General features: G+C 28.7%; 22 protein-coding genes and 1 pseudogene. 13 read left to right on the forward strand and 10 right to left on the reverse strand.

Annotated elements, in window-relative coordinates; genetic code table 11:
- Positions 1–10: 10 nt before the first annotated feature.
- From BLT70_RS12695 to BLT70_RS12705, 3 genes are read right to left on the reverse strand one after another with little or no spacing between them, the layout of a single operon-like run.
- Complete coding sequence (locus BLT70_RS12695) at positions 11–937, reverse strand: mevalonate kinase (protein ID WP_091897672.1); 927 nt, start codon at positions 935–937, stop codon at positions 11–13.
- Between the two features lie 60 nt (positions 938–997).
- Positions 998–1,393, reverse strand: coding sequence for a toxin-antitoxin system YwqK family antitoxin (locus BLT70_RS12700; protein WP_091894968.1), 396 nt, complete (start codon positions 1,391–1,393; stop codon positions 998–1,000).
- A gap of 27 nt (positions 1,394–1,420) precedes the next feature.
- A complete protein-coding gene (locus tag BLT70_RS12705) occupies positions 1,421–2,521 on the reverse strand; it encodes a diphosphomevalonate/mevalonate 3,5-bisphosphate decarboxylase family protein (RefSeq protein ID WP_091894970.1) in 1,101 nt (366 codons plus the stop codon).
- Positions 2,522–2,622: 101 nt separating this feature from the next.
- On the opposite strand from BLT70_RS12705, the gene BLT70_RS12710 reads away from it, so the two are divergent.
- From BLT70_RS12710 to BLT70_RS12750, 9 genes are all read left to right on the forward strand, one after another.
- Positions 2,623–3,159, forward strand: a complete 537-nt coding sequence (locus tag BLT70_RS12710; protein WP_157691907.1) for a hypothetical protein — start codon at positions 2,623–2,625, stop codon at positions 3,157–3,159.
- Between the two features lie 103 nt (positions 3,160–3,262).
- On the forward strand, positions 3,263–4,705 hold the full coding sequence (locus BLT70_RS12715; RefSeq protein ID WP_091894974.1) for a hypothetical protein: 1,443 nt from the start codon (positions 3,263–3,265) through the stop codon (positions 4,703–4,705).
- Between the two features lie 78 nt (positions 4,706–4,783).
- Complete coding sequence (locus BLT70_RS12720; RefSeq protein ID WP_091894976.1) at positions 4,784–5,389, forward strand: thiamine diphosphokinase; 606 nt, start codon at positions 4,784–4,786, stop codon at positions 5,387–5,389.
- Positions 5,390–5,398: 9 nt separating this feature from the next.
- Positions 5,399–5,632: a hypothetical protein gene (locus tag BLT70_RS12725; protein ID WP_091894978.1), complete on the forward strand. Its 234-nt coding sequence runs from the start codon at positions 5,399–5,401 to the stop codon at positions 5,630–5,632.
- 80 nt (positions 5,633–5,712) lie between these two features.
- Positions 5,713–6,594, forward strand: coding sequence for a ChaN family lipoprotein (locus tag BLT70_RS12730; RefSeq protein ID WP_091894980.1), 882 nt, complete (start codon positions 5,713–5,715; stop codon positions 6,592–6,594).
- 244 nt (positions 6,595–6,838) lie between these two features.
- Entirely contained in the window at positions 6,839–7,798 is a 960-nt protein-coding gene (locus BLT70_RS12735; protein WP_091894982.1) for an L-lactate dehydrogenase, read from the forward strand.
- A 92-nt stretch (positions 7,799–7,890) separates the two neighbouring features.
- Positions 7,891–8,268, forward strand: a complete 378-nt coding sequence (locus BLT70_RS12740) for a hypothetical protein (protein WP_157691908.1) — start codon at positions 7,891–7,893, stop codon at positions 8,266–8,268.
- Positions 8,269–8,377: 109 nt separating this feature from the next.
- A complete protein-coding gene (locus tag BLT70_RS12745; protein ID WP_091894986.1) occupies positions 8,378–8,875 on the forward strand; it encodes a hypothetical protein in 498 nt (165 codons plus the stop codon).
- A 240-nt stretch (positions 8,876–9,115) separates the two neighbouring features.
- Complete coding sequence (locus BLT70_RS12750) at positions 9,116–9,499, forward strand: VOC family protein (protein WP_091894988.1); 384 nt, start codon at positions 9,116–9,118, stop codon at positions 9,497–9,499.
- Between the two features lie 16 nt (positions 9,500–9,515).
- Here BLT70_RS12750 and BLT70_RS12755 read toward each other — a convergent pair whose 3' ends face one another.
- From BLT70_RS12755 to BLT70_RS12770, 5 genes and pseudogenes are all read right to left on the reverse strand, one after another.
- Positions 9,516–10,070, reverse strand: coding sequence for a thioredoxin family protein (locus BLT70_RS12755; protein ID WP_091894990.1), 555 nt, complete (start codon positions 10,068–10,070; stop codon positions 9,516–9,518).
- A 100-nt stretch (positions 10,071–10,170) separates the two neighbouring features.
- The gene (locus tag BLT70_RS12760; RefSeq protein ID WP_091894993.1) at positions 10,171–11,439 is read right to left on the reverse strand and encodes an NAD(P)/FAD-dependent oxidoreductase; all 1,269 of its coding nucleotides are present in this window, start codon (positions 11,437–11,439) and stop codon (positions 10,171–10,173) included.
- A 12-nt stretch (positions 11,440–11,451) separates the two neighbouring features.
- Positions 11,452–12,408 (reverse strand): GYDIA family GHMP kinase, encoded by a 957-nt coding sequence (locus BLT70_RS12765; RefSeq protein ID WP_091894995.1) that lies wholly within the window; start codon positions 12,406–12,408, stop codon positions 11,452–11,454.
- Positions 12,408–12,779, reverse strand: a complete 372-nt coding sequence (locus BLT70_RS17435; protein WP_368086357.1) for a DUF1569 domain-containing protein — start codon at positions 12,777–12,779, stop codon at positions 12,408–12,410. The genes BLT70_RS12765 and BLT70_RS17435 overlap by 1 nt, the downstream gene beginning before the upstream one ends.
- A 93-nt stretch (positions 12,780–12,872) precedes the next feature.
- A pseudogene (locus tag BLT70_RS12770) lies at positions 12,873–14,141 on the reverse strand (hydroxymethylglutaryl-CoA reductase, degradative); the annotation flags it as partial.
- Positions 14,142–14,284: 143 nt separating this feature from the next.
- Here BLT70_RS12770 and BLT70_RS12775 point away from each other — a divergent pair.
- The 4 genes from BLT70_RS12775 to BLT70_RS12790 all read left to right on the forward strand — a co-directional run bounded on the left by BLT70_RS12775 (position 14,285) and on the right by BLT70_RS12790 (position 20,229).
- Complete coding sequence (locus BLT70_RS12775) at positions 14,285–16,480, forward strand: S9 family peptidase (protein WP_091894999.1); 2,196 nt, start codon at positions 14,285–14,287, stop codon at positions 16,478–16,480.
- Between the two features lie 33 nt (positions 16,481–16,513).
- Positions 16,514–18,019: a peptide MFS transporter gene (locus BLT70_RS12780; RefSeq protein ID WP_091895001.1), complete on the forward strand. Its 1,506-nt coding sequence runs from the start codon at positions 16,514–16,516 to the stop codon at positions 18,017–18,019.
- Positions 18,020–18,084: 65 nt separating this feature from the next.
- Entirely contained in the window at positions 18,085–19,632 is a 1,548-nt protein-coding gene (locus BLT70_RS12785; protein WP_091895003.1) for a peptide MFS transporter, read from the forward strand.
- A 51-nt stretch (positions 19,633–19,683) separates the two neighbouring features.
- Complete coding sequence (locus BLT70_RS12790; protein ID WP_091895005.1) at positions 19,684–20,229, forward strand: thioredoxin fold domain-containing protein; 546 nt, start codon at positions 19,684–19,686, stop codon at positions 20,227–20,229.
- A gap of 5 nt (positions 20,230–20,234) precedes the next feature.
- On the opposite strand, the gene BLT70_RS12795 is transcribed toward BLT70_RS12790, so the two are convergent.
- Together BLT70_RS12795 and BLT70_RS12800 are read right to left on the reverse strand one after the other, a co-directional pair.
- A complete protein-coding gene (locus BLT70_RS12795) occupies positions 20,235–22,256 on the reverse strand; it encodes a ComEC/Rec2 family competence protein (protein WP_091895007.1) in 2,022 nt (673 codons plus the stop codon).
- Positions 22,257–22,290: 34 nt separating this feature from the next.
- Complete coding sequence (locus BLT70_RS12800) at positions 22,291–22,770, reverse strand: C40 family peptidase (protein ID WP_091895009.1); 480 nt, start codon at positions 22,768–22,770, stop codon at positions 22,291–22,293.
- Between the last annotated feature and the right edge of the window lie 2 nt (positions 22,771–22,772).

Consider the following 22,772-nt stretch of genomic DNA (forward strand, 5'->3'; position numbering starts at 1 on the left):
AAGTTCTAATTTAGAACCTGTAAACAAGCTCTGTTTTATAACCTTTTAAACTTTTCTGAGCTTTTTCATAATCTTCTGTAAAACCTAAAATATAACCTCCACCTCCAGAGCCACAAAGCTTTAAGTAATAATCGTTTGTTTTAATTCCGTTTGCCCAAACTTTATGAAAAGCATCCGGAATCATTGGTTTAAAGTTTTTAAGAACTATTTTAGACAAACTCTTAACGTTTGAAAACAATGAGCTTACATTTCCATGTAAAAAATCTTCGATACAAGCATCTGTATAAGTAACAAATTGTTCATTTAACATTTTTCTAAAACCTTCGTTTTTCATCTTATTCATAAAAATGCTAACCATTGGTTCTGTTTCACCAATTTGCTCAGAATCTAATAAAAACACAGCTCCTTTACCTTGTTTTTGAGAAGGAATACCAGCAGGCTCTATATGTTCTTTAGAGTTGATTAAAATTGGCAAACTTAAATAAGAGTTTAATGGATCTAAGCCAGAACTTTTACCGTGAAAAAAAGATTCCATTAAAGAAAAAACTTCTTTTAACCTTAATAATTTTTCTCTTGTTAAATTCTCTAAAACGGTAATTTTGTCTGATGCATATTTATCATAAATTGACGCCACCAAAGCGCCAGAACTGCCAACTCCATAACCTTGCGGAATAGAAGAATCAAAATACATTCCTTTTTCTAAATCAGTTTTAAATTTTTTTAAATTAAAAGAAACTAATTCTGTCTCTAGAGTAGAAAGATGATTGTAAAGTTTGTACAAATTTTCATTTGAAACTTTTGCTTTACCCTCTAAAACTTCTGTTGTTTTTAGTGCTCCTCTATAAGTATTAAACGGAATTGCTAACCCTTTAGAATTTTTTATAATTCCATATTCTCCAAAAAGTAGAATCTTAGCATAAAAAAGTGGTCCTTTCATTTTCTTTTCTTTATCAATTTTCATTGCAAAAATACAAATAAAAATAGTACGGTATACTTTTTAAATATTTTTATAAAAAGTCTTCCAAATTCCTACTTTCTCGCCGTCTTTATATTTACCACGAGATTCTATTTTACCGTTTTTATAATAGGTTTTCCAAACACCATCACGCAAACCATTTTCTAACCTTCCTGTTTCTTTTAATTCTCCAGAAATATAGAATTCAGAGTAATTCCCCTCTGCTTTACCATTTACAAAAAACACCTTTCTGTAAATATTTTGATTTTTATAAAAATACGAAACTTCACCTTCTAATTTAGTACCAACTTTATAATAATTTGCTTTATGCTCTGTAGTTTTCTCTAAATTTTCATCTAACCAAATAGTTTCTTGACTTTGAATTGAAATGCTTAAAAAGCTTATAATTATCAAAATAAATAGCGATGAAACCTTCATAAGAGATCAATTTTAGTATCTGTAAAATTAAAGTTTTTTTGCCCCAAAACCTACAGTATCACAAATGTAATGATTTTTCTGACAAAATTTAGATAACTGACTATCAATAAATTGCAATACATTTAATTTTTCACTCTCTGGAAACAACACATGTACATTTGCGCCAGCATCTAAAGTAAAACAAATATTACTGTTATTTTCTTGTCGATATTCCCAAATTTTATTGATAATTTCTAATGTATTGGGTTTCATCAAAATAAAATAAGGATTGCTCGTCAACATCATTGCATGCAACGTTAAGGCCTCACTTTCTACTAAATTAACAAAGCTTTTTATGTCTCCTTCTTGAAGAATTTTAGCCATTTTAGCTAAATTTTCATTGGCTTGCAAAAAGCGACTTTCTGCAAAAGGATGATTGTGCATTAAATTATGACCTATTGTACTCGAAACTTGTTTTTCGCCTTCATCAACCAGCAAAATTGCATCTTGATAATTTTCAAAAACTGAATGCACTTTATAAGGAAACTGAATTCCAAATAAATCTGAGCTTCCTTCAATTGCAGGATGTTTTCCCCAAACAACTAAAGGACCTTCTATACTTCTACTTGCACTTCCAGATCCTAAACGGGCTAAAAAAGAAGCTTTTTTATTGATAAAATCTGCAGATAAATCGGCATTTATTTCTTTCTCTAAACTCATTAAACACATTGCAATTGCACTTAATCCGCTTGCGGATGAAGCAATTCCGCTTGAATGTGGAAAAGAATTTTCTGAATTTATTGTCATTTTATAATCAAAAATATAAGGGCAATATTCTTCTACTCTTCTAAAAAATTCTGCAATTTTTGGTTTAAATTCTTCCTTTTGCTTTCCTTCAAAAAACAAATCAAAATCTACCGTTCTATTAAATTCTGAAACTAATTCTGAGTTTTGTTTTTTCGAAAAATCTATTGTAGTAATTGTATGGCAATTGTTTAAAGTAAAACTGATAGAAGCATTTTTTGATATTTGAGGATTGCTTTTTCCCCAATATTTTACTAGTGCAATATTACTTGGTGTTTGCCAAGTAAAACTTGCTGTATCTATATGTTTTAATTCCGATTTTACTAAAAATTGATCTGTATTCAAGGTGTAAAAATTTATTACAAAGATAAAACTAATCCTTTTTTAAATTATTATAAATTTACATTCGATTTTAAATATCATTAAATAAACAATTCTTTAATAATTTGAATTTTAAAATAAATACAGACACTTGGTTCATTTTTTGCTTATTATTTATAGGTATTTTGGCTTTATTTATTGTTTTATACATTGTAATACCTTATCGAACTCGAATTAAAAACACAAAAAGAAGACACTTAAGATTTCATAGAAAATTAGATAATTTTGAGCGACTAAAAAACAAACAAAAGGAAGAAAAAATAAGGAATTTAGAACTAGAAAACAGTAAACTACAAGTTTCTTTAAATAATGATTTAGCTAAAATTATTAACAATAACAACCAAGAAAACTTAGATTCTTTTTTCTCTAATTTTGAAAAACTTCATCCAAATTTTAACGAAAATCTTTTTAAAATAGCACCTAAATTAACATCAAACGAATTAAAACTAGCTGCTTTTTTACGATTAAACTTATCATCAAAAGAAATTAGTAAATTACTAAATATTAATCCCGATAGTGTTAATAAAGCCAGATATCGTTTAAGAAAAAAATTAAATCTATCAATAAATAACGACTTAACCACTTTTATTTTAAACATCTAAATATCAAACAAATAAACAACCTGTCTATTCTTTGTCCATTCCTTTTTTTTGGATAGTAATCCGTATTATATTTCTTTTGTTTAAACCTTTAAAAATATAAAGTATGAGAATTTTTGAAATCATTTTACTAATCCTTTCTATAGCTTCAATTTTTTATTTTTCTATCAGAAAAACCACAACTAACAAAAAAATAGAATTGCCCATAATTTTAGGGTTACTAGCAATTCATCTAATTTTTGAAGGTTACAGATGGCAAATGATTACTATTTATTTTTTATTACTTATTGTAGCTATTTATTCTTATAAAGAACTTTCTCTTTTAAAAGGAAAATGGTTTCTAAAAACGATAAAAATAATTGGTTTACTACTCTTATTAATCATCGGATTTCTACTACCCAATGTTTTGCCTATTTTTAATTTACCAAAAACAACCGGAAATTATAAAGTAGGTTCACAATACATTCTTCTAAAAACAGATAGAGAAGAAATAATTACAGAAAATCCTGATGATAAAAGGGAATTGATGATAAAAGTTTGGTATCCTGCAATTATCAAAAATGAAGAAAAAGAGCCTTATCTAAACAATGGAGATCGATTTAGTTTTGCTGCAAAATATGGCTTACCAAACAGTACTTTTAACTATTTAAATTCTGTTGAAACCAATACGTATGCAAGTCCAAAAGTTGCGAACGAGAAATTTCCTATCCTTATTTTTTCTCACGGCTCTTACTCAAAAGCTTCTGGTTATTATGCTATTATTGAAGAAATTGTAAGTCATGGTTATATTGTTTTAAACATAAATCACACTTACGAAAGTACTGGAACTTTATTTCCTGATGGCAGCATAAAACTCTACAATCAAGAATATGATCAGAAATATATTAGCACTCAAAAAATGGCTGAATTAGCTTGGAATGGAACTCAAAATTATAACAATGCTAAAACTGAAGAAGAAAAATTAGCTGTTTCTAAAGAGGTTTTAAAAAACTATATAGCAGCAGAGATTACTAGAAATTGGTCTAAAGATTTTGTTTCTGTGATAGATGCTTTAAAAACTTGGAACAGAAATTCATTTTTAGAAAATCATTTAAATCTTTCAAAAATTGGTGTTTTTGGGCACTCGCAAGGCGGCTCTTCTGCAGGACAAGCAATTTTAGATGATGAAAGAATTTCTGCTGGTGTAAATTTAGATGGCGTTCAATGGGGAGAAATGATTGATACATCTCTTACAAAACCATTTTTAAATATTTCTTCAGAATGGATTTCTCCACATCCAAACTTCAACATTTTTGCATATAGAAATAGTAGTAAAAACATTTTTTATGATGCAAAAATAAAAAACTCTGGTCATGCAAGTTTTATGGATATTCCTTTAATGTTTAATATTCCAACTTTAAATGAATCTGGAACTATCGAACCAAAAGAAGCCTATAAAATTATTAATAAAACTGTAATTTCATTTTTTGATAATCATTTAAAAAACAAAGAAAATGATTTATTAAAATTGCAAAAAGAATTTTCTTCTTTAGAAATTTCAATCAAATAAAAACATAACATTCTATTTATAAAAGCATCTTTCTAATTTTTTAGAAATGATGCTTTTTTGTTTGTATTTTTGTAATTGATGAAACAAAAAAAAGTCTTTTTACTTTTAAATGGAGAACCACCAAAAACACTTCCAGAATTTTCTGATTATGCAATAATTTGTGCAACAGATGGCGCTTATCAATTTTTAAAAGAACAACAAATAATTCCTGATTTCATAAGTGGTGATTTTGATTCTTTAGAAAATTTACCAAAAGATATTGAAGTAATTCACACACCAAATCAAGATTTTACAGATTTTGATAAAATACTTCAAATTTTGTTTGATAAAGGTTTTACAACTATTGATATTTTTGGCGCAAGTGGAAAAGAACAAGATCATTTTTTAGGAAACTTGCACACTACAATTCAGTGGAAAGAAAAATTACAACTTACTTTTTTTGACAATCATAGTCGTTATTTTTTAGCTGATAAAAGCACAGAACTTACAATTTCTAAAGACAAAATTGTTTCTTTAGTTCCTTTCCCAAAAGCAACCAATATTATTACTGATGGATTACAATATCCGTTAAGAAAAGAAGATTTAATTTTTGGAGAAAGAATTGGTACTAGAAATAAGTCCATCAAAAACAAACTAAAAATTACTTTTGAAAGTGGAGAATTATTCATTTTCATCAATCATTAAAAATAAAAAATGAGCAGAAAAATAAAATTATTGTGGGATTTTAGAGGTCCAGATGCACAAGAAACAGCAAAACATCATACGATTCATTTAAAAGAATTTGCAACTATCGAAAACTTAGCTTTTCATGAAATTGACATTCAAGAAAAAAATTCTATGTTATTTTCTGCATTTATAACTGTAAATGAAGCTGATATGAAAACATATAGAGATGCTTTAAAACCTCACAGAGGAGAAGTAGGATAACACGCTAAAACTATTTTTTATTTACCTTTGACAACTATTTTTCACATCACTAAAAAACCCTCAAATTAAATTTAAACATTATGAAACATTTTATAGTAAGTTTTCTACTATTATCAATCATCAACATTACAAAAGCTCAAAATAAACCTGCTTATCAATTATTTCAAAATAATGGGGAATTAGCAAATTATGATGAAATGGTTAAAGATCTTGCACAAAGTGATATGGTTTTCTTTGGCGAATATCATACAAATCCTATTTCTCATTGGTTGCAACTAGAAATAAGTAAAAGCTTTTTTGAGATTAAAGGAAAGAATCTGTTTTTTGGTGCAGAAATGTTTGAAAGTGGAAACCAATTAGTTTTAAATGAATATTTAGCTGGTTTATATCCAGAAAACAAAATGATTCCAGAAATAACACAATTATGGAGTAATTATAAAACAGATTATAAACCATTGGTTGAATTTGCAAAAGATAACGAACTTCGTTTTATTGCATCTAATATTCCTAGAAGATATGCTGCAATGATTAACAAAAAGGGAATAAATGCCTTAGATGAATTAAGTACTGAAGCACTTGCATTGATTGGCCCAGATTTAAAAAAATATTTTGATCCAACTGTAAAAGCGTATGCAGAAATGGCAGATAATATGGGCGGTCACGTTCCACCTAATATGTTAAATATACAAACAGCACAAGCTGCTAAAGATGCTACAATGGCACATTTTTCTCTTAAAAACTTTAAACCAGGAAATCTATTATTACATTTTGAAGGATCTTACCATTCTAATTATGAACAAGGAATAATTTGGTGGATTCATAAAATTCAACCTGGGTTAAAACTAAAATCAATTACTACTGTTACACAATCTGAATGGGATGAAATGAATGATGAGAAAAAAAACACAATTGCTAATTATATAATTGTAGTTGCAAATAATATGACACAGACAAATCAATAGTTTTTTATGTGTGTTTGTTAACAACCAATAAAAACATAACATTTCATAAAGTTGATCTTATTTAAAAATATCACTTTCTACTTATATTTTTGATGCTAAAAAACATAAAAAATAATCGTGTTTTTCTTTAAAACTTTATACTGATAAAACTTAGCTTTTTATATTGTTTCCATTTTTTTTAAGTAACTTTAACTAACAATTGAAATTTTAAATTTTATTTTATCTCTTAGTTAAAAAAGAAAAAATGGTAACAAATAATAAAACAAATAGCAAAGTTGTAATTATTGGTACAGGAATGGTTGGTATGAGTTTTGCTTACTCTTTATTAAACCAAGGTACTGCTAAAGAATTAGTTTTAATTGACATCAATAAAGAGCGTGCCATTGGAGAAGCAATGGATTTAAATCACGGTATGTCTTTTGCTCCAAGAAAAATGAAAATTTACGCTGGTGAGTATAGCGATTGTGAAGGTGCAGATATTGTTGTAATTACCGCTGGAGTTCCTCAAAAAGACGGAGAAACAAGAATTAATTTATTAAATAGAAATGCAGCAATTATGAAAATAGTTGTTGGGCAAGTAATGAAAAATAATTTTGACGGAATTATTTTAGTTGCTTCTAACCCTGTTGATATTTTAACGTATGTTGCCTGGAAAGCTTCTGGTCTTCCTCCTTCTAAAGTAATCGGTAGCGGAACTTCTCTAGATACCGCAAGACTTCGATTTGAAATTGCACAAAAAATTAATATTTCTGTTAAAAACATTCACGCATATATTATGGGTGAACATGGTGATTCTGAATTTGTTTGTTGGTCTCAGGCCTATGTTGGCGCAAAACCTCTTATAGAGATTATTGAAACCATGAAAGAAATTGAATTTAAAGATTTAGAAGAAATTCATAATTCGGTAAAAAATGCAGCTTATGAAATTATTAAGCGTAAAAAAGCAACTTATTATGGTATTGGTATGACTTTGGTAAGCATTACCTCTGCTATTTTAAATGATGAAAATAGAATTATTCCGATTTCTGTTTATAATGACGGAATTTATGACACAGAAAAAGATCTATATATTGGTTTACCCGCAGTATTAAATGCATCCGGAGTTAACCATATTATGAAACTAAAACTCAATAATAAAGAGCTAGAACAACTGGATGAATCAGCTACTATTTTAAAGAATATTTTAAACCAAATGGATATTTAAAATATCAAAAAATATTTTAAAGCTATCAAACTTTTAAATTTATTATTTCATAAAAAAAGCTAAATTTGATTTGTCTAACAAGAAGATAAAAAATGATGAAGAATAAGCATCAAATAATAAAAGTATTGCTACTAATTTCAATTTATTGTTTTGGTATTTATCTTTCTGCAAATTCATCTGCTTATTTTAGCGAACAAAATGTTGTAAAAGATAATAAACAGAAAGAATATGTATCTACAACATCAAAAGTTCTTTTTATTCATACGCAACAATATGAAAGCTTACAATCTAATTTAACAGAATACTCATTACCAACTTTTGAATCGCCTGATAATTTATTTTGGTTAATTTCCAATTCAAATGAATTATTGTTTAATTCAAAGTTTAAACAGTATAATAATTACTTAAAAAACATATTGATTAGGCATCGAAAGTCTGATCTTATTTTTCCTTTCCATAATTTTTGGTAATACTTTTCCACTAAGAACTACATCTTTTGTAGTTAAAATTTAAGTACTTATATGTTGTGAATTACCACAACATATAAAAATTAGTGTATCAAAAATTAAAAAACATAAAATGAATTTAGGAACAACAATTATAGGATTAGTATGTGTTGCATTATGCGCAATGCCTTTTATATTAACAAGTAGAAGTAAAAAGAAAAAGGAAAAAGAGTTGATAAACTCACTAAAAAATTTAGCAAAACAGAATGGTTCTGAAATTACCCAATATGAAATTTGCGGTAATTACGCTATTGGTATTGATGAATCTAAAAATTCTGTTTCCTTTATTATAAAAACATATGAAGTATTTAAAATTCAGTTTGTTAATCTTTCATTGATTAAGAATTGTAAAATAAACAAAATCAGTAGCTCATCATCTAATAATGATCAAATAATTGACAAGTTAAATTTAAACTTAAGTGCTGTTGATAATAACAAACCTGATGTTATTTTAGAATTTTACAATTCAGAAATTAGCTATCAACCATATAGAGAATTAGAATCTATAGAAAAATGGAATAAACTAATTAACAACCTATTAAACACCAAAAAACAAAACAAAGTTGCTTAATTAAATAAATAATAACGAATCTTACTTACAACAAAATCTGTTTGTAAGATTCGTTATTACCTCAATATTTACAAATATTAAATCAGTTTTTAGAGAAGAAGTCGAATTTTGAAATAATAGCAATCATCACTCCCCAAAAAAAAAATCAATTCTAGAAAAATAAAAGCTAAACAACAATTAAAATTAGATTTTCTTTATTAAATTTCAAAAATGTTATTTAAACATTTTAAAATTTTATAAATGCATACTTTTTCATTCAATCATATAGCACTTTCTGTAAGAGATGTAGATATATCTATCAAATTTTATCAAAAAGTGTTTCACTTTAAAGAAATTAAAAACACAGCTTCTAATTCTAAAACCAGATGGTTGTCTATTGGAGAAGACAAACAACTTCATTTAATTCCGCGTCCTAATTTTGAAATAAAGGTAAACAAGGCAGTTCATTTTGCTTTATCAACGGCTGATATAGATTCTTTTGTAGTCGATTTAAAAGAACTACAAATTGATTATTCTGATTGGAAAAACACACAAAAAAAAGATTATGTTAGAAATGATGGAATTCTACAAATTTATTTTCAAGACCCAAATGGATATTGGATTGAAGTAAATAATGATGTTTGATACAGTTTATAAAAACTTATTTCCACTTAATTCCACAACCCATACTTGGTTTTTGATTTTCTATTGCTGATTTATTAGCCAATAAATTATCAAGAGCATTTCTTAAATCAATTCCTGTTACTGGTTTTCCATTTCCTGGTCTTGAATTATCTAATTGCCCGTGATAAACTGATTTTAAATCAGCATCAAAAACATAAAAATCTGGTGTACAAGCAGCATCATACGCTTTTGCTACTTCCTGAGTTTCATCAAACAAATAAGGAAAAGGATAGTTTTCATCTATTGCTAATTGTTTCATCAATTCTGGTGAATCTTGTGGGTAATTCTCAACATCGTTCGAACTTATTGCTATAAAATGAATGCCTTTTTTTTGATAGTCATTCGCCATTTTTACTAATTCAGAATTTACATGAATTACAAACGGACAATGATTACATATAAACATAATAACAGTTCCTTTTTCTCCTTTTGCATTTTCTAAAGAAAGGAAATTATCATCAACTGTATTGATTAAATTAAAATCCTGAGCTTTTGTGCCAATTCTAAATTCGTTTGATTCTGTTAATGCCATTGTTTATTTTTTTTCAATTCGTCATTGCGAGGAACGAAGCAATCTCTCTCTTAAATAGCAGATTGCTTCGTTCCTCGCAATGACGTTTTTAATAATTTATCTATTCCGCCAAAGCATTCGCACAAATAAAACCACCTGTCCATGCATTTTGGAAATTGAATCCACCTGTAACTGCGTCAATATTTAAAACTTCACCCACAAAAAAGAGGTTTTTATGTTTTCTACTTTCAAAACGCTTAAAGTCAATTTCTTTTAAATCAACGCCTCCAGCTGTTACAAACTCATCTTTAAAAGTAGTTCTACCATTTGCGTTAAAAACTCCTTTCGTTAATTGATTTGCTAAATTTTCTAGTTGATTATTATTTAAATCTGCCCAATTTTGGTCAATTCTAATTCCAGCTGCAAGCACAAAACGCTCCCACAATCTTTTAGAAATTTCTGTAAAAGGCGATTTTAAAATCACGGTTTTTCTTGGCTCTTTCTTTTTTAAATTTAAAAGAACATTTAGTACTTTTTCGGTTGGTCTAGACAACCAATTTACCTCCACATTATATTGATATTTTTTATCAGCCAAAACTCTTGCTCCAAAAGCAGAAAGTTTTAAAACTGCCGGTCCACTCATTCCCCAATGTGTAATTAACAAAGGTCCTGAAGCTTCTAATTTTGTTCCAGAAATAGAAACAGTTGCATTTTGCACAGAAATACCTAATAAATCTACCAATCTTTTATCATTGATATTAAACGTGAATAAAGACGGAACAGGTTCTACAACAGTATGATTTAAAGTTTCACATAATTCCCAAACTTTCTTAGAACTTCCTGCAGCAATAACTACTTTATCAGCTTCAAAAACCTCTTCTTTTGTGTTGATAATCCATTTATTTTCTTGTTGATAAACTGAATTCACTCCACAGTTTGTCAACACATTAATATTCAACTTATCAACAGCATTTTGAAAGCAATCTATAATAGCCTGACTTGTATTTGCTTCTGGGAAAACACGATTATCATCTTCAATTTTAAGCGGAACACCTTTGTTTTCAAACCATTCAAAAGTATCGCCAGTCATAAATTTATGAAAAGGACCTAGTAATTCTTTTTCTCCTCTTGGATAAAATTTCACCAATTCTTTTGGCTCAAAACACGCATGCGTTACATTACATCTTCCTCCTCCAGAAATTTTTACTTTTTGCAAAACGTCTTTCCCTTTTTCAAGAATTGTAATATCTAAATCAGGATTATTTTCTTTTGCGTTTATTGCTGTAAAATAACCTGCTGCTCCACCTCCAACAATTATTATTTGAAGCCCCTTTTTATTCCCCAAAGGGGAAAATCCACTATTCTCTTTATCTGTATGTTTTTCTTGCATGTTTTTTACGTTCTAGTTTCCTCTCTTTGGGAGGATTAAGGTGGGCTTAACCATTTGATTATAAGTCAATACAGTTTCAAATCCTTTATTTTTAAAATAAGTTGGAGTTTTTTCATTTCCTGTTACTAAAACAAAATCTCCTCCCCAAGCTCCTAAACTTTTTATTGCTCCAAAATAATCTTGAAATAATTTTTCTTTTACTGGTTTCAATTTTATAATCGAACTGATAATTTGTTCATGTTCAACTATTAATTTATCAAAATCAACAATTGATTTTGCTGATAAAAATTCATCAGAAATTTCTGAAATCCTTTTTATTTCTTTATCAAAATTGATACTACTTTCTCTAAATTTTGCAATTCCTTCTTTTGAATCTTGCTTCTGATTTAAATGCACAAAAAACAAATTTTCTTTAAAACTTGGATTGAATGCTACTTTCTCTACAATTGGTTTTTCATCTTCTATTTGATAAAATATTGATGTATTATTTTGTGCACAAGCAATATCATAACCACTTCCTTTAAAGGAATTCCATAATAATTTAAAAGCATCTACATTTGACCAAGAAGCTATAGAATTAATCAATGTTGATGAAGTTCCTAATCCCCAATTTCTTGGAAAAGTAAGATTTGTTTTTACCAAAAAGCCATGTTCTGAATTTAAAAAATCTGGATTTAAGCATTTAGCTTCTTTTAAAATATCTAACAAAGTTTCTGCAATAATTTCTCCATTTCCTTCTTTATCAGAATTAAATGTACAACTTACTAAACGTAGTTTTGGCAAATCGAAAACAGCTTCAAACCAACATTCTCCAGAATATGTAAAACTTCCCCAAATTAATTGAGGTGCTGCAATTTTATCAACAATTAAATCTTGCCCAAATTTTGTTGGAACAGCCAAAGATTTTGCGCCATCTAACACCAAATATTCTCCTGTTAATAAAAGTTTTCCGTTAGAATAAAAATTCATTATAATAATCCAAATTGTTTAAAATGATGCGTAAAATGTTTTACTTGAAACTTTTGCCAATACTCAAAATCTAGTTCTCCGAAAAAAGGATGAACTACTGTTCTGTTTTTATCATCAGAAAAAACTTTTACAAAAATGGCTACTTGTTTTATTAAATCATCAATAGCTTCTGCTATAGAATTAAATTTTAAATCATTTGGTTCTTCCGCTAAAAAAGAAGCTTTAAAACCTGTTTGTAATTCGTTTTCTGTGTTTAAAAATGGTTTTCTACGAGCTGTTTTTTCATCAGAAACAAAGGTATTTACAACCCAATTTCCATTAGCAATTTGCGTTACTGCACTTAAATGTTCAATCATTTGTTGTGCATTCATCAAACCAAAATTGGGTTTAGAATTTAGAGTTAATTTTGATAAATGAGCTCTTACGCTATTTTCATCTAAAAAATTAATCCAATTTATTTTTGGCTTTCTTAAGGAATTTAATTTTTCTACAACAGCAGAATGTGAAACCGTTCTTTTCTCAAAATACACGGTAATTATTTCTTTTTCTTCTTCATTTGCTTCAAACTGATTTAGGATATTTTGCAAGTGCATTTTCATGTGTCCGTGCTGAATTCCTTTGGTTGTTAAAGCTCTTAAAGCTGCAAAATTTTGTGCTAAACCTGCTGCTGCTATAATTTGCATTAAAGTTCTTGCGGATGGTTTTTGCAACATTTCTAAAGAAAGTTTAGCCATTGGATGCAAAGCTGTTAAACCACCAACAGTTCCTAAAGCTAACGGAATTTCTATCCAAAATTTAAAAACTCCATCATCAATAGAACAATGAGATAAACTAGAATATTGCCCTGATCTTGACGCATACGCATGTGCACCCGCTTCAATTGCTCTAAAATCGTTACCAGTTGCTAAAACAACAGCATCAATTCCGTTCATAATTCCTTTATTATGAGTTACCGCTCTGTAAGGTTCAATTTCTGCTATTTTTACTGCTTGCTGAAATTTCTCTGCAAATTTCTGCGGATTTTCGCCACCTAATTCCTCAATCTTACAACTTACTTCTGCTCTAACTAAACATTCTGGAACGTAATTAGAAAGAATACTCATTACAATTTCTATATCCTCATTTTCAAACTTTTTTGCAATCGCTTCTAAACAAGAATTGATAAAGTTTGCGCCCATTGAATCCTTCGTTTCAAAAGTGACATGCAATTGATAATAATTTGCAAGTTTAGCTGTTTTATCAACCAAATTAATTGATAAAATTCCACCACCACGTTTTTCCATATTTTTAGTGATGGAAGCTGTAGCTGCAAAAAGTTCTGTTTTATTCTGATTAAAATAGCTTTCTAAATCTTGTTTATCACCAGCAAACATAAAATGAACTTGACCAATTTTTTTAGTGCCAATTACTTTCGTTTTAAATCCGCCTCTTGTGCTCCAAAATTTTGCCACCAAAGAAGCTGCCGCAACTACAGAACTTTCCTCAACAACCATCGGAATTACATATTCACGATCATTGATTATAAAGTTTGGCGCAACGCCATAAGGCATGTAAAAATTAGAAATAGTATTTTCTATAAAATCATCATGAAGTTCCTGTAAATCAGTATCAATATTCCAATATTGTTTAATAATATTTACAGTTTCTGTTTGATTGTGAAAGTAATTTTTAGTTAACCAATCAATTTTTTCTTCTTTGGTAAACTTTGAAAATCCAGCTATAATTTTACTCATTTATGTATCTATAAACTATAATCAACAAATATAATTGAAACCTTTCTAAAAATGTGAAATAATCAACTTTTATCCTTTTTTAAGATATTTTTTGCGAATTTTTGCGTAAACTTGGCAAACTTTCATGAAATATAAAGTATCAAATGAAAAAATTATTCATTTTAGTATCAATATCACTTTTAATTAGCTGTAAAGAACACACAAAAACTACTTCAAATTTGACATCAGGAACTAAAGAAATCACCCTAGAAGAAATATGGGATGACACATTTAAACCACAAAGTATGATCGCTTTAAATTCTATGAATGGCGATTTTTATTCTTTAATAAATGTTGATAAAACAACAAAAGAAACTACTGTAGACGCTTATAGTTACAAAACTTTAGAGAAAGTAGAAACAATTGTAAACAGCAAAAATCTAGAGGGTTTAGATAGTTTTTCTTCCTATAGTTTTAATGCCGAAGAATCTTCTTTAATTTTAGGAACAAATTTTAAAAAAATATATAGACACTCATTTACAGGTACTTTCTATTATTACAATATTGGCTCTAAAAAATTAATGCTGATTGGTGAAGATATTCAAGAACCAACATTTTCTCCTGATAGTAAAAAAATTGCCTACGTTAAAAATAATAATATTTATATTTTAAATTTAACGAATGATCATAAATTAACTCAAGTTACTAAAGATGGTAAATTTAATTCTATTATAAACGGAATAACTGATTGGGTTTACGAAGAAGAATTTGGTTTTGTAAAAGCTTTCGAGTGGAGTAAAAACAGTGATTATTTAGCTTTTTTACGTTTTGATGAAACTGATGTCCCTACTTTTTCTATGGATATTGTTGGGTCGGAATTGTATCCAAAACAGCAAGTTTTTAAATATCCAAAAGCAGGAGAAAAAAATGCTGATGTTACTTTACACATGTATACGCTTTCATCAAAAAATAGTAAAAATATTGCCTTGGGCGATTATGAATATATTCCGAGAATTAAATGGACAAATGATGCAAATATTCTCGTTGCAACGACTTTAAATCGCCATCAAAATAATTTAAAACTGCATAAAATATATGCGCTTAGAAGCAGTTCTATTTTACTTTTGGAAGAAACTGATAAAGCGTATATTGATATTACTGATAATCTTACTTTTTTAAATGATAATAGCTTTATTTGGACTAGCGAAAAAGACGGATTTAATCATATTTATCACTATGATTTTGGCGGAAAATTGATCAATCAAATTACAAAAGGAAATTGGGAAGTAACTAGATATTATGGTTTTAATGAAGCTAAAAACACTATTTATTATCAATCTGTAGAAAATGGCTCTACAAATAGAGGCGTTTATTCTATTGGTTTAGACGGAGACAATAAAAAGTTATTAAGTAATAATGAGGGAGAAAATACTGCTGCTTTTAGCAAAAACTTAAACTACTTTATAAATACGTTTTCATCCGCAGAAACTCCACCAATTTATTCTTTGTATGCTGCTGAAGGAGAAAAAATAAAAGTAATCAAAGACAATGCTGAGTTAAAAACAAAATTATCGACTTATAAAATGAGTCAGAAAGAGTTTTCTACGATCAACATAAATGGCAATGATTTAAATATGTGGATGCTAAAACCTGTTGATTTTGATGAGAATAAAAAATATCCAATGTTGATGTTTCAGTATTCTGGTCCAGGATCTCAACAAGTTGGAAATAAATGGAACATCGACAAAGATTATTGGCACAATATGTTAGCACAAAAAGGAATGATTGTAGTTTGTGTTGATGGACGAGGTACTGGTTTTAAAGGTGCCGAATTCAAGAAAATTACGCAAAAAGAATTAGGTAAATATGAAGTTGAAGATCAAATTGCTGCAGCAAAACAATTAGCTGAACTTTCTTATATTGATAAAAATAATATTGGTATTTGGGGTTGGTCTTATGGTGGTTTTATGAGTACAAATTGCATCTTAAAAGGAAGTGATATTTTCTCTACAGCAATTGCAATTGCACCAGTAACTTCTTGGCGTTTTTACGATTCTGTTTACACAGAACGCTATATGCAAACTCCACAAGAAAATGCAAGTGGTTATGATGATAATTCACCAATAAATTACGCAGAAAAGTTACAAGGCAATTATTTATTAATTCACGGAACTGGTGATGATAATGTACACGTACAAAACTCGTATAGAATGATAAATTCTTTAATCGAAGCCAACAAACAATTTGATATGTTTATGTATCCAGACAGAACACATGCAATTGTAGAAGGAAAAAATACGCGATTAAATTTGTACACAAAAATGACTAACTTTATCGACGAAAATTTAAATAAACAGTAATTCATAAATCAGTAGAATTCAAAAGAGAAACATATGTCAAAATCAATTATTTCAACAGAAGAACAACAACTATTTGGGCATCCAAAAGGGTTATTTTATTTGTTCTTTGCCGAACTTTGGGAACGTTTTAGTTTCTATGGAATGAGGGCGTTATTAACGCTTTACATGGTAGAAAAAATATTTAAAGCAATTGCCGAGCGCGATACTGCAACAGCTGTAGTTTACGCTTCTTATGGTTCTTTAGTATATGCTTCAACTGTAATTGGCGGGCAAATTTCTGATAAAATACTAGGAATGAGAGCTTCGATATTTTTAGGCGGAATTTTAATGGCATTAGGCCATTTTGTTTTAGCTATAGAAAATGATATTGCTTTTTTTTTAGCACTAGCTTTAATTGTAGTTGGTAATGGTTTCTTTAAACCAAACATTTCTACTTTTGTAGGTTCTTTATATAAAGAAGGAGACGTAAGAAAAGATTCTGGTTTTACTATTTTCTATATGGGAATTAATATTGGAGGTATGGTTGCGCCTTTTTTATGCGGATTATTAGCTCTTAAATATGGTTATCATTATGGTTTTGGATTAGCAGGAATTGGAATGTTAACTGGATTATTTGCTTTTTGGAGAGGAATTAAAACCAATGTTTTTGGTGATAAAGGAATGCCACCAAGCAAAGAAGTTTACGAGAAAAAATTAGTAGGTATTCCTCAAAAAACTCTAATTCCGATTGTAGCATTTTTAGCTGCTCCAGGAATTGCATGGTTATTAGCAGCATGGAGAGATAATTATGTTAGCTTTATTTTTAAATTTATTGGAGTTGCTGTTTTAGTATATCTAGGTTACATTATTTTTAATTTAAAAACTAATGAAGCTCGAAAAAAATTAATTATGGCAGTTTTAATTACCTTTTTCATGACTCTCTTTTGGGGTTTTCATGAATTATCTGGAAGTGTAATTACTCTGTTTGCATCAAGAAATGTTGACCTAGACGGTATAATGAGCGCAAGCCAAACTAATGGACTAAACTCCATGTTCATAATTATTTTAGCAATTCCTATTTCACTTTTATGGGGATATTTATCTAAAAGAAATATGAATCCAAGAACACCATATAAATTTGGTTTAGGATTACTTTTAGCTGGTGCAAGTTTCTATATTTTATCTATAAGTGGTGCAAGTGCAGACGAAAATGGTATGGTTCCTTTCTATTATTTATTTGCGATGTATTTTATCATTTCTGTTGGAGAGTTATTTATGTCTCCTGTTGGATTATCAAAAATTACAGATTTATCTCCAAAAAATATTGTAGCTTTTATGATGGGAGTGTGGTTTTTATCATCTGCTTTTGCTTTTCAAATTGTAGGGTTTATTTCAGAACAATTGGCAATTGAAAGTACAGACGCAAATGTTGGTGGTTTAGAAACACTAACAATATATACTGATGGATTTCACCTAATTGCTCTCTATGCAATTGGAGCTGGAGCAATCGTATTAGTATTCTCCCCATTAATGAAAAAACTATTAGGTAACGTTCACTAAAAAACATCAATCAAAACCTCATAAACTAAAATTTATGAGGTTTTATTCTTTTAATAACAATCATTATGAGTACAGTTACAACAAACAAAGAATTTAGTTTATTAAATCATAAACCCGCACTTTTTGTATTATTCTTTACAGAAATGTGGGAACGCTTTTCTTATTACGGAATGCGAGCAATTTTTGTATTATTCTTAACCGCATCTTTTTCTGATGGAGGTTGGGAATGGACAAGAGAAAGAGCTTTAGGACTTTTAGGAATCTACACAAGTTCGGTGTATTTAACGCCATTAATAGGTGGTATTATTGCTGATAAATTATTAGGATATCAAAAAGCTGTTGCACTTGGAGCGTTAGCAATGACTTTAGGTCATGCAGCAATGTCTTTAGAAACAGAAACCACTTTATATATTGGTATTGCTTTATTAATTATTGGAAACGGTTTATTTAAACCAAATGTAACTTCTATCGTTAGTGGATTGTATGACAAATATCCTGAAAGAAAAGATGGCGCTTTTACCATATTTTATATGGGTGTAAATGCTGGTGGTTTTTTAGGTGTTTTATTATGCGGATTTTTAGCAAATAACTTAAGTTATTCTTGGGGATTTGGTTTAGCAGGAATTTTTATGTTTTTAGGAACTTTACAGTTTTGGTTTGGTAGAGAAATTTTCGAAAATATAGGAACTTCGCCAAGTAAAAAAGTAGACTTATCTGACGCTGTTGCAAATGTTGAAACTCCAGAAGAAACAGTTGCCAATCATATTCAAAGAGATAGATATATTGTAGTTGCAATTTTAGCTTTCTTTACCGTTTTCTTTTGGTGGGCTTTTGAGCAAGCAAGTGGTTCTATGAATATTTTTGCAAAAGATTATACACAACGAGCGTTAACAGGCAACGCTGCCTTAACTTTTAAAATTGTAGATGTTTTAGTTTCTACAGTTCCGTTAATCATTATTTCATGGGTTTTACTAAAATTATTTGGGCAAACTTTCAAAAAAATAACACTATCAAATACGGTTTTAGGTATAAGTTTTTTAAGTATCTGGGGAATTGTAATCTGGAAACTTTCTGTTATTATTCCGCAACAAAATGCAGAAATAGAAGCTTCTTGGTTTTTAATTTTAAATTCACTTTTTATCATCTTTTTAGCACCCTTATTTTCTAAATGGTGGGAAAGTAAATTCAATCCATCAGCTGCAGTAAAATTCGGAATTGGTATGATTCTTCTAGGAGTTGGTTTTGGTGCTTTAGCTTATGGATCTAGCTCAATTCCGCAAGGAGCAAAAACAGCTTCCGTAAGTTTAGTTTGGTTGTTTTTAGCTTATCTTTTTCATACAATGGGCGAATTATGTGTTTCTCCTGTTGGTCTTTCTTACGTTTCTAAATTAGTTCCTGCAAAGAAAATTGGTATGATGTTTGGTATTTGGTATTTGGTAAACGCTTTAGGAAATTATTTAGCGGCCAAAACAGGTAGTTATATAGACCCAATTGTAGAGCAATATTCTATGTCTTTTTTCTTTCTGATATTTACAATAATTCCAGCTGCTGTAGGTTTGATATTTTTAGTATTAAACCCTATTATTAAAAAACTTATGCATGGAATTAGATAAAAAATATTCAACTTTTTGTAAATTTAACCTATAAATTTCGACTTTTAAAACATGAAAAAAATAATAGTACTTATAACAATTTTAGCTTTTAATTTCAATTTAAAAGCACAAGAAATAAATTGGATGTCTTTAAATAAAGCTTTAGAACTTCAGAAAGAAAATCCTAAAAAAATAATGATGGATGTGTATGCAAATTGGTGCGGACCTTGTAAACTTTTAGACAAAGAAACTTTTCATAATAAAGATGTTGTAGCGTATGTTAATGAACATTTTTATGCTGTAAAATTTAATGGAGAAGGTAATGAAACTATAAACTATAAAGAACATACTTTTGGCAATCCTAATTACGATGAAACAAGAGCAAACTCTAGAAATAGCGCTCATGAATTTGCTGATTTTATGGGGATAAGTGCATATCCTACAATTGCTTTTTTAAATGAAAAAGGCGAATTTGTAATTCCGTTAAAAGGTTTTTACAATCCTCAACAACTAGAGTTTTATCTTAAAATGTTAGCTGAAGACAAACATATTGAGTTAACGAATCAAGAGAAATATAATGAATATCAACAAGCATTTATACCTGAATTTAAAAGTTAGTTCATTCATTTTTTTTCATAAACAAAAGCTCCATTTTTACCTGTGTAATAAAATGGAGTTTTTTGCTTTTCACAAATAGCTTTCCAATTATTTACATAGGTTTTATAATTATTTCCGTCTGCAATAATTTGTTTTGGACTGATGGTTTTAATCAATCTTTCTAAATTTATTTTAGGCGAATATTGCAAAACTACAATGGGATTTATCAAACCTTTTAGCTGATAAACGCCTAAACTATCAATAATTAAAATTTGCTCTTTTTTAAATTGAAAAACTGCAGGAATAGTATTTTTAAAAACCTTGTTAATATTTTCTCCAATACTATAAGACGTTATAAAGTTTGATTTTTCAATCGCCAAAGTATCTAAATCATGATGAATTAATAGCTGTTCCCCTACTCTAATTCCAATTACTGAGTTTCTACTTTTATGAAATACAATAAACTCTTTTTTTGTTTTCTTCTGATGATTTTCAAACACAAAAACACTTTGAATTAGTACAATTGAAATTAAAAAATAAATAAGCTTTTTAGCTGATGTATCAATCAAAAAACGCGTGCCAAAAATCACAAGAAAATAGAATGTAATCATCCATAAAAAAGACATCGAAATCTCTTTCCACAAAAATTGTTCTTGCATAGAAATCCAACCAACAAAGTTGTTCATTAACGAAATTACAAACCCATAAATAGTTGCTAAGATCTGAGGCAAAAAACCAAGTAATGAAAGAGAAATAATTACAATTCCGCCAATTAAAATAGCACCTAAAAAAGGGATAATTACCAAATTAGACAACAAAAACAAACTTGGAAATTGGTGAAAATAAAATAAACTCAGAGGTAAAATCCCCATTTGAGCAGCAAAAGAAACCGTTATCAATTGCCAAAATTTATCAACTATTTTAAATCTTGGTTTGTACATTTTATACAATTTAGGTTGCACCCAAATAATGCCAAAAACAGCCAAATAACTTAACTGAAAACCAACATCAAACAAAAACATAGGTTTTACAACTAATAATAAAAACATAGATGAAATTAATGAAAATTCAATCACGTTTTTCCTTTTAAAAGTTAAGCTAACAGACAGAAAAGTAAACATGGTTACAGCTCTAACTACAGATGCAGAAAGCCCTGCAACGAAGGCAAACATCCAAAGAAATAAAACAACCAAAATTGTTTTGATAATTTTCCCGTTTTTTAATCTTTCTAAAGGTTTAAAAATCCAGGATAAAATGAGTAAAATAATACCAACATGCAAACCAGAAACTGCTAAAATATGTATCGCTCCTGCTTTTTGATAATCAGAAATTAATTCTTTAGAAATATCTTGTCTTTGCCCAAGTATCAAAGCGTTTATAACCGCTAATTCATCCGTTTTAAAATTATATTTTTGAAGAGATTCTTCTATAATGTTTCTGAATTTTGCTGAAATACCAAGTAAAGAAAAACCCTGAAATCCAATTCTTTTTAATTGCTTATTTTCTAAAAATAACTGTTGATGAATTCCTTGCCTTTCTAAATAGTTTTTGTAGTTAAATTGATGCGGATTTAATGACGAATTTATTTCTTGAAAGCTAGATTTCACAACCAATAACTCATCTACTTTTAAGGCTGTATTTAAACTATCTTTTATTACATTTAATAAAACTTTTCCGTTGGATTTGATTCCATCAACTTGTGTGACTTCAACTTCATATTTATCATAATAAGTGCTAGATTTTAACACTTTATCAACCTTTAAAACCACTGAGGAATTGTCTTTTAAAGAATGTTGATAATAGCTATTGTAATTTACATCATTCGTAAAATAAATAGCAGAAACGCCAATAAAAAAGAACAAAATAAAAGATACGACTGTAACTATTTTCTTGTTTTTGAGAATCAACAAGAATAAAGAAGTAACTAAAATTGATGCAAATAATTTTAGAAAACCAAATTGCCAAATTTGATGGTAAAATTGTAAATAAATTCCTAAAATAAGAAGTCCCACAAAGTGGAAGGGTAAATAATTAAGTAACCTTTTCATAGCGAACTAAAGTTACAAAAATATTTTTAAAGTATTATAATACTTTTGTAGCCTTTAAAAATGCATTTTTCCAGTATCTTTCTGACAAACTAGAAACAATAACACCTCTAGCAGTTGTAGCGTGTATAAAACTAATTTCGTTATCATCTTTAGAAACAATCAACCCAACATGATTAATGTTTTTACTTTTTCTACCTGTAATAAAAAATAATAAATCCCCTTTTTTAACTTGGCTTAATGAAATTTCAACACCTTCATTTGCCATATACATAGATTGCCTTGGTAATTGAATATTTTCTAAATTAAAAGAAGTGTAAATAAGCCCAGAACAATCAAAACCATTAGCCGTAACGCCTCCTCTTCTATATCTTACACCTTCAAATTGTAAGGCATTGTAAACTACTTTATCTGTAACTGAGACTCCTTTATTTGCTTTTAAAACCAAAGGACTTACTGTTCCGCATGAATTCAATATAAACAAAAAGAACAAACAGATAAAGCTTATTTTTTTCATTG

It is taken from the genome of Polaribacter sp. KT25b (assembly GCF_900105145.1).
Lineage (GTDB): Bacteria > Bacteroidota > Bacteroidia > Flavobacteriales > Flavobacteriaceae > Polaribacter.

Bases quoted from the DNA above. Each gene is read 5' to 3' on its own strand.
- BLT70_RS12715 (WP_091894974.1), top strand. From the start codon at position 3,263: ATGAGAATTTTTGAAATCATTTTACTAATCCTTTCTATAGCTTCAATT.
- BLT70_RS12740 (WP_157691908.1), top strand. From the start codon at position 7,891: ATGATGAAGAATAAGCATCAAATAATAAAAGTATTGCTACTAATTTCA.
- BLT70_RS12755 (WP_091894990.1), bottom strand. From the start codon at position 10,070: ATGGCATTAACAGAATCAAACGAATTTAGAATTGGCACAAAAGCTCAG.
- BLT70_RS12795 (WP_091895007.1), bottom strand. From the start codon at position 22,256: ATGAAAAGGTTACTTAATTATTTACCCTTCCACTTTGTGGGACTTCTT.
- BLT70_RS17435 (WP_368086357.1), bottom strand. From the start codon at position 12,779: ATGAATGCACAACAAATGATTGAACATTTAAGTGCAGTAACGCAAATT.
- BLT70_RS12725 (WP_091894978.1), top strand. From the start codon at position 5,399: ATGAGCAGAAAAATAAAATTATTGTGGGATTTTAGAGGTCCAGATGCA.
- BLT70_RS12760 (WP_091894993.1), bottom strand. From the start codon at position 11,439: ATGCAAGAAAAACATACAGATAAAGAGAATAGTGGATTTTCCCCTTTG.
- BLT70_RS12780 (WP_091895001.1), top strand. From the start codon at position 16,514: ATGTCAAAATCAATTATTTCAACAGAAGAACAACAACTATTTGGGCAT.
- BLT70_RS12730 (WP_091894980.1), top strand. From the start codon at position 5,713: ATGAAACATTTTATAGTAAGTTTTCTACTATTATCAATCATCAACATT.
- BLT70_RS12745 (WP_091894986.1), top strand. From the start codon at position 8,378: ATGAATTTAGGAACAACAATTATAGGATTAGTATGTGTTGCATTATGC.
- BLT70_RS12790 (WP_091895005.1), top strand. From the start codon at position 19,684: ATGAAAAAAATAATAGTACTTATAACAATTTTAGCTTTTAATTTCAAT.
- BLT70_RS12765 (WP_091894995.1), bottom strand. From the start codon at position 12,408: ATGAATTTTTATTCTAACGGAAAACTTTTATTAACAGGAGAATATTTG.
- BLT70_RS12735 (WP_091894982.1), top strand. From the start codon at position 6,839: ATGGTAACAAATAATAAAACAAATAGCAAAGTTGTAATTATTGGTACA.
- BLT70_RS12750 (WP_091894988.1), top strand. From the start codon at position 9,116: ATGCATACTTTTTCATTCAATCATATAGCACTTTCTGTAAGAGATGTA.
- BLT70_RS12800 (WP_091895009.1), bottom strand. From the start codon at position 22,770: ATGAAAAAAATAAGCTTTATCTGTTTGTTCTTTTTGTTTATATTGAAT.
- BLT70_RS12775 (WP_091894999.1), top strand. From the start codon at position 14,285: ATGAAAAAATTATTCATTTTAGTATCAATATCACTTTTAATTAGCTGT.
- BLT70_RS12695 (WP_091897672.1), bottom strand. From the start codon at position 937: ATGAAAGGACCACTTTTTTATGCTAAGATTCTACTTTTTGGAGAATAT.
- BLT70_RS12700 (WP_091894968.1), bottom strand. From the start codon at position 1,393: ATGAAGGTTTCATCGCTATTTATTTTGATAATTATAAGCTTTTTAAGC.
- BLT70_RS12785 (WP_091895003.1), top strand. From the start codon at position 18,085: ATGAGTACAGTTACAACAAACAAAGAATTTAGTTTATTAAATCATAAA.
- BLT70_RS12720 (WP_091894976.1), top strand. From the start codon at position 4,784: ATGAAACAAAAAAAAGTCTTTTTACTTTTAAATGGAGAACCACCAAAA.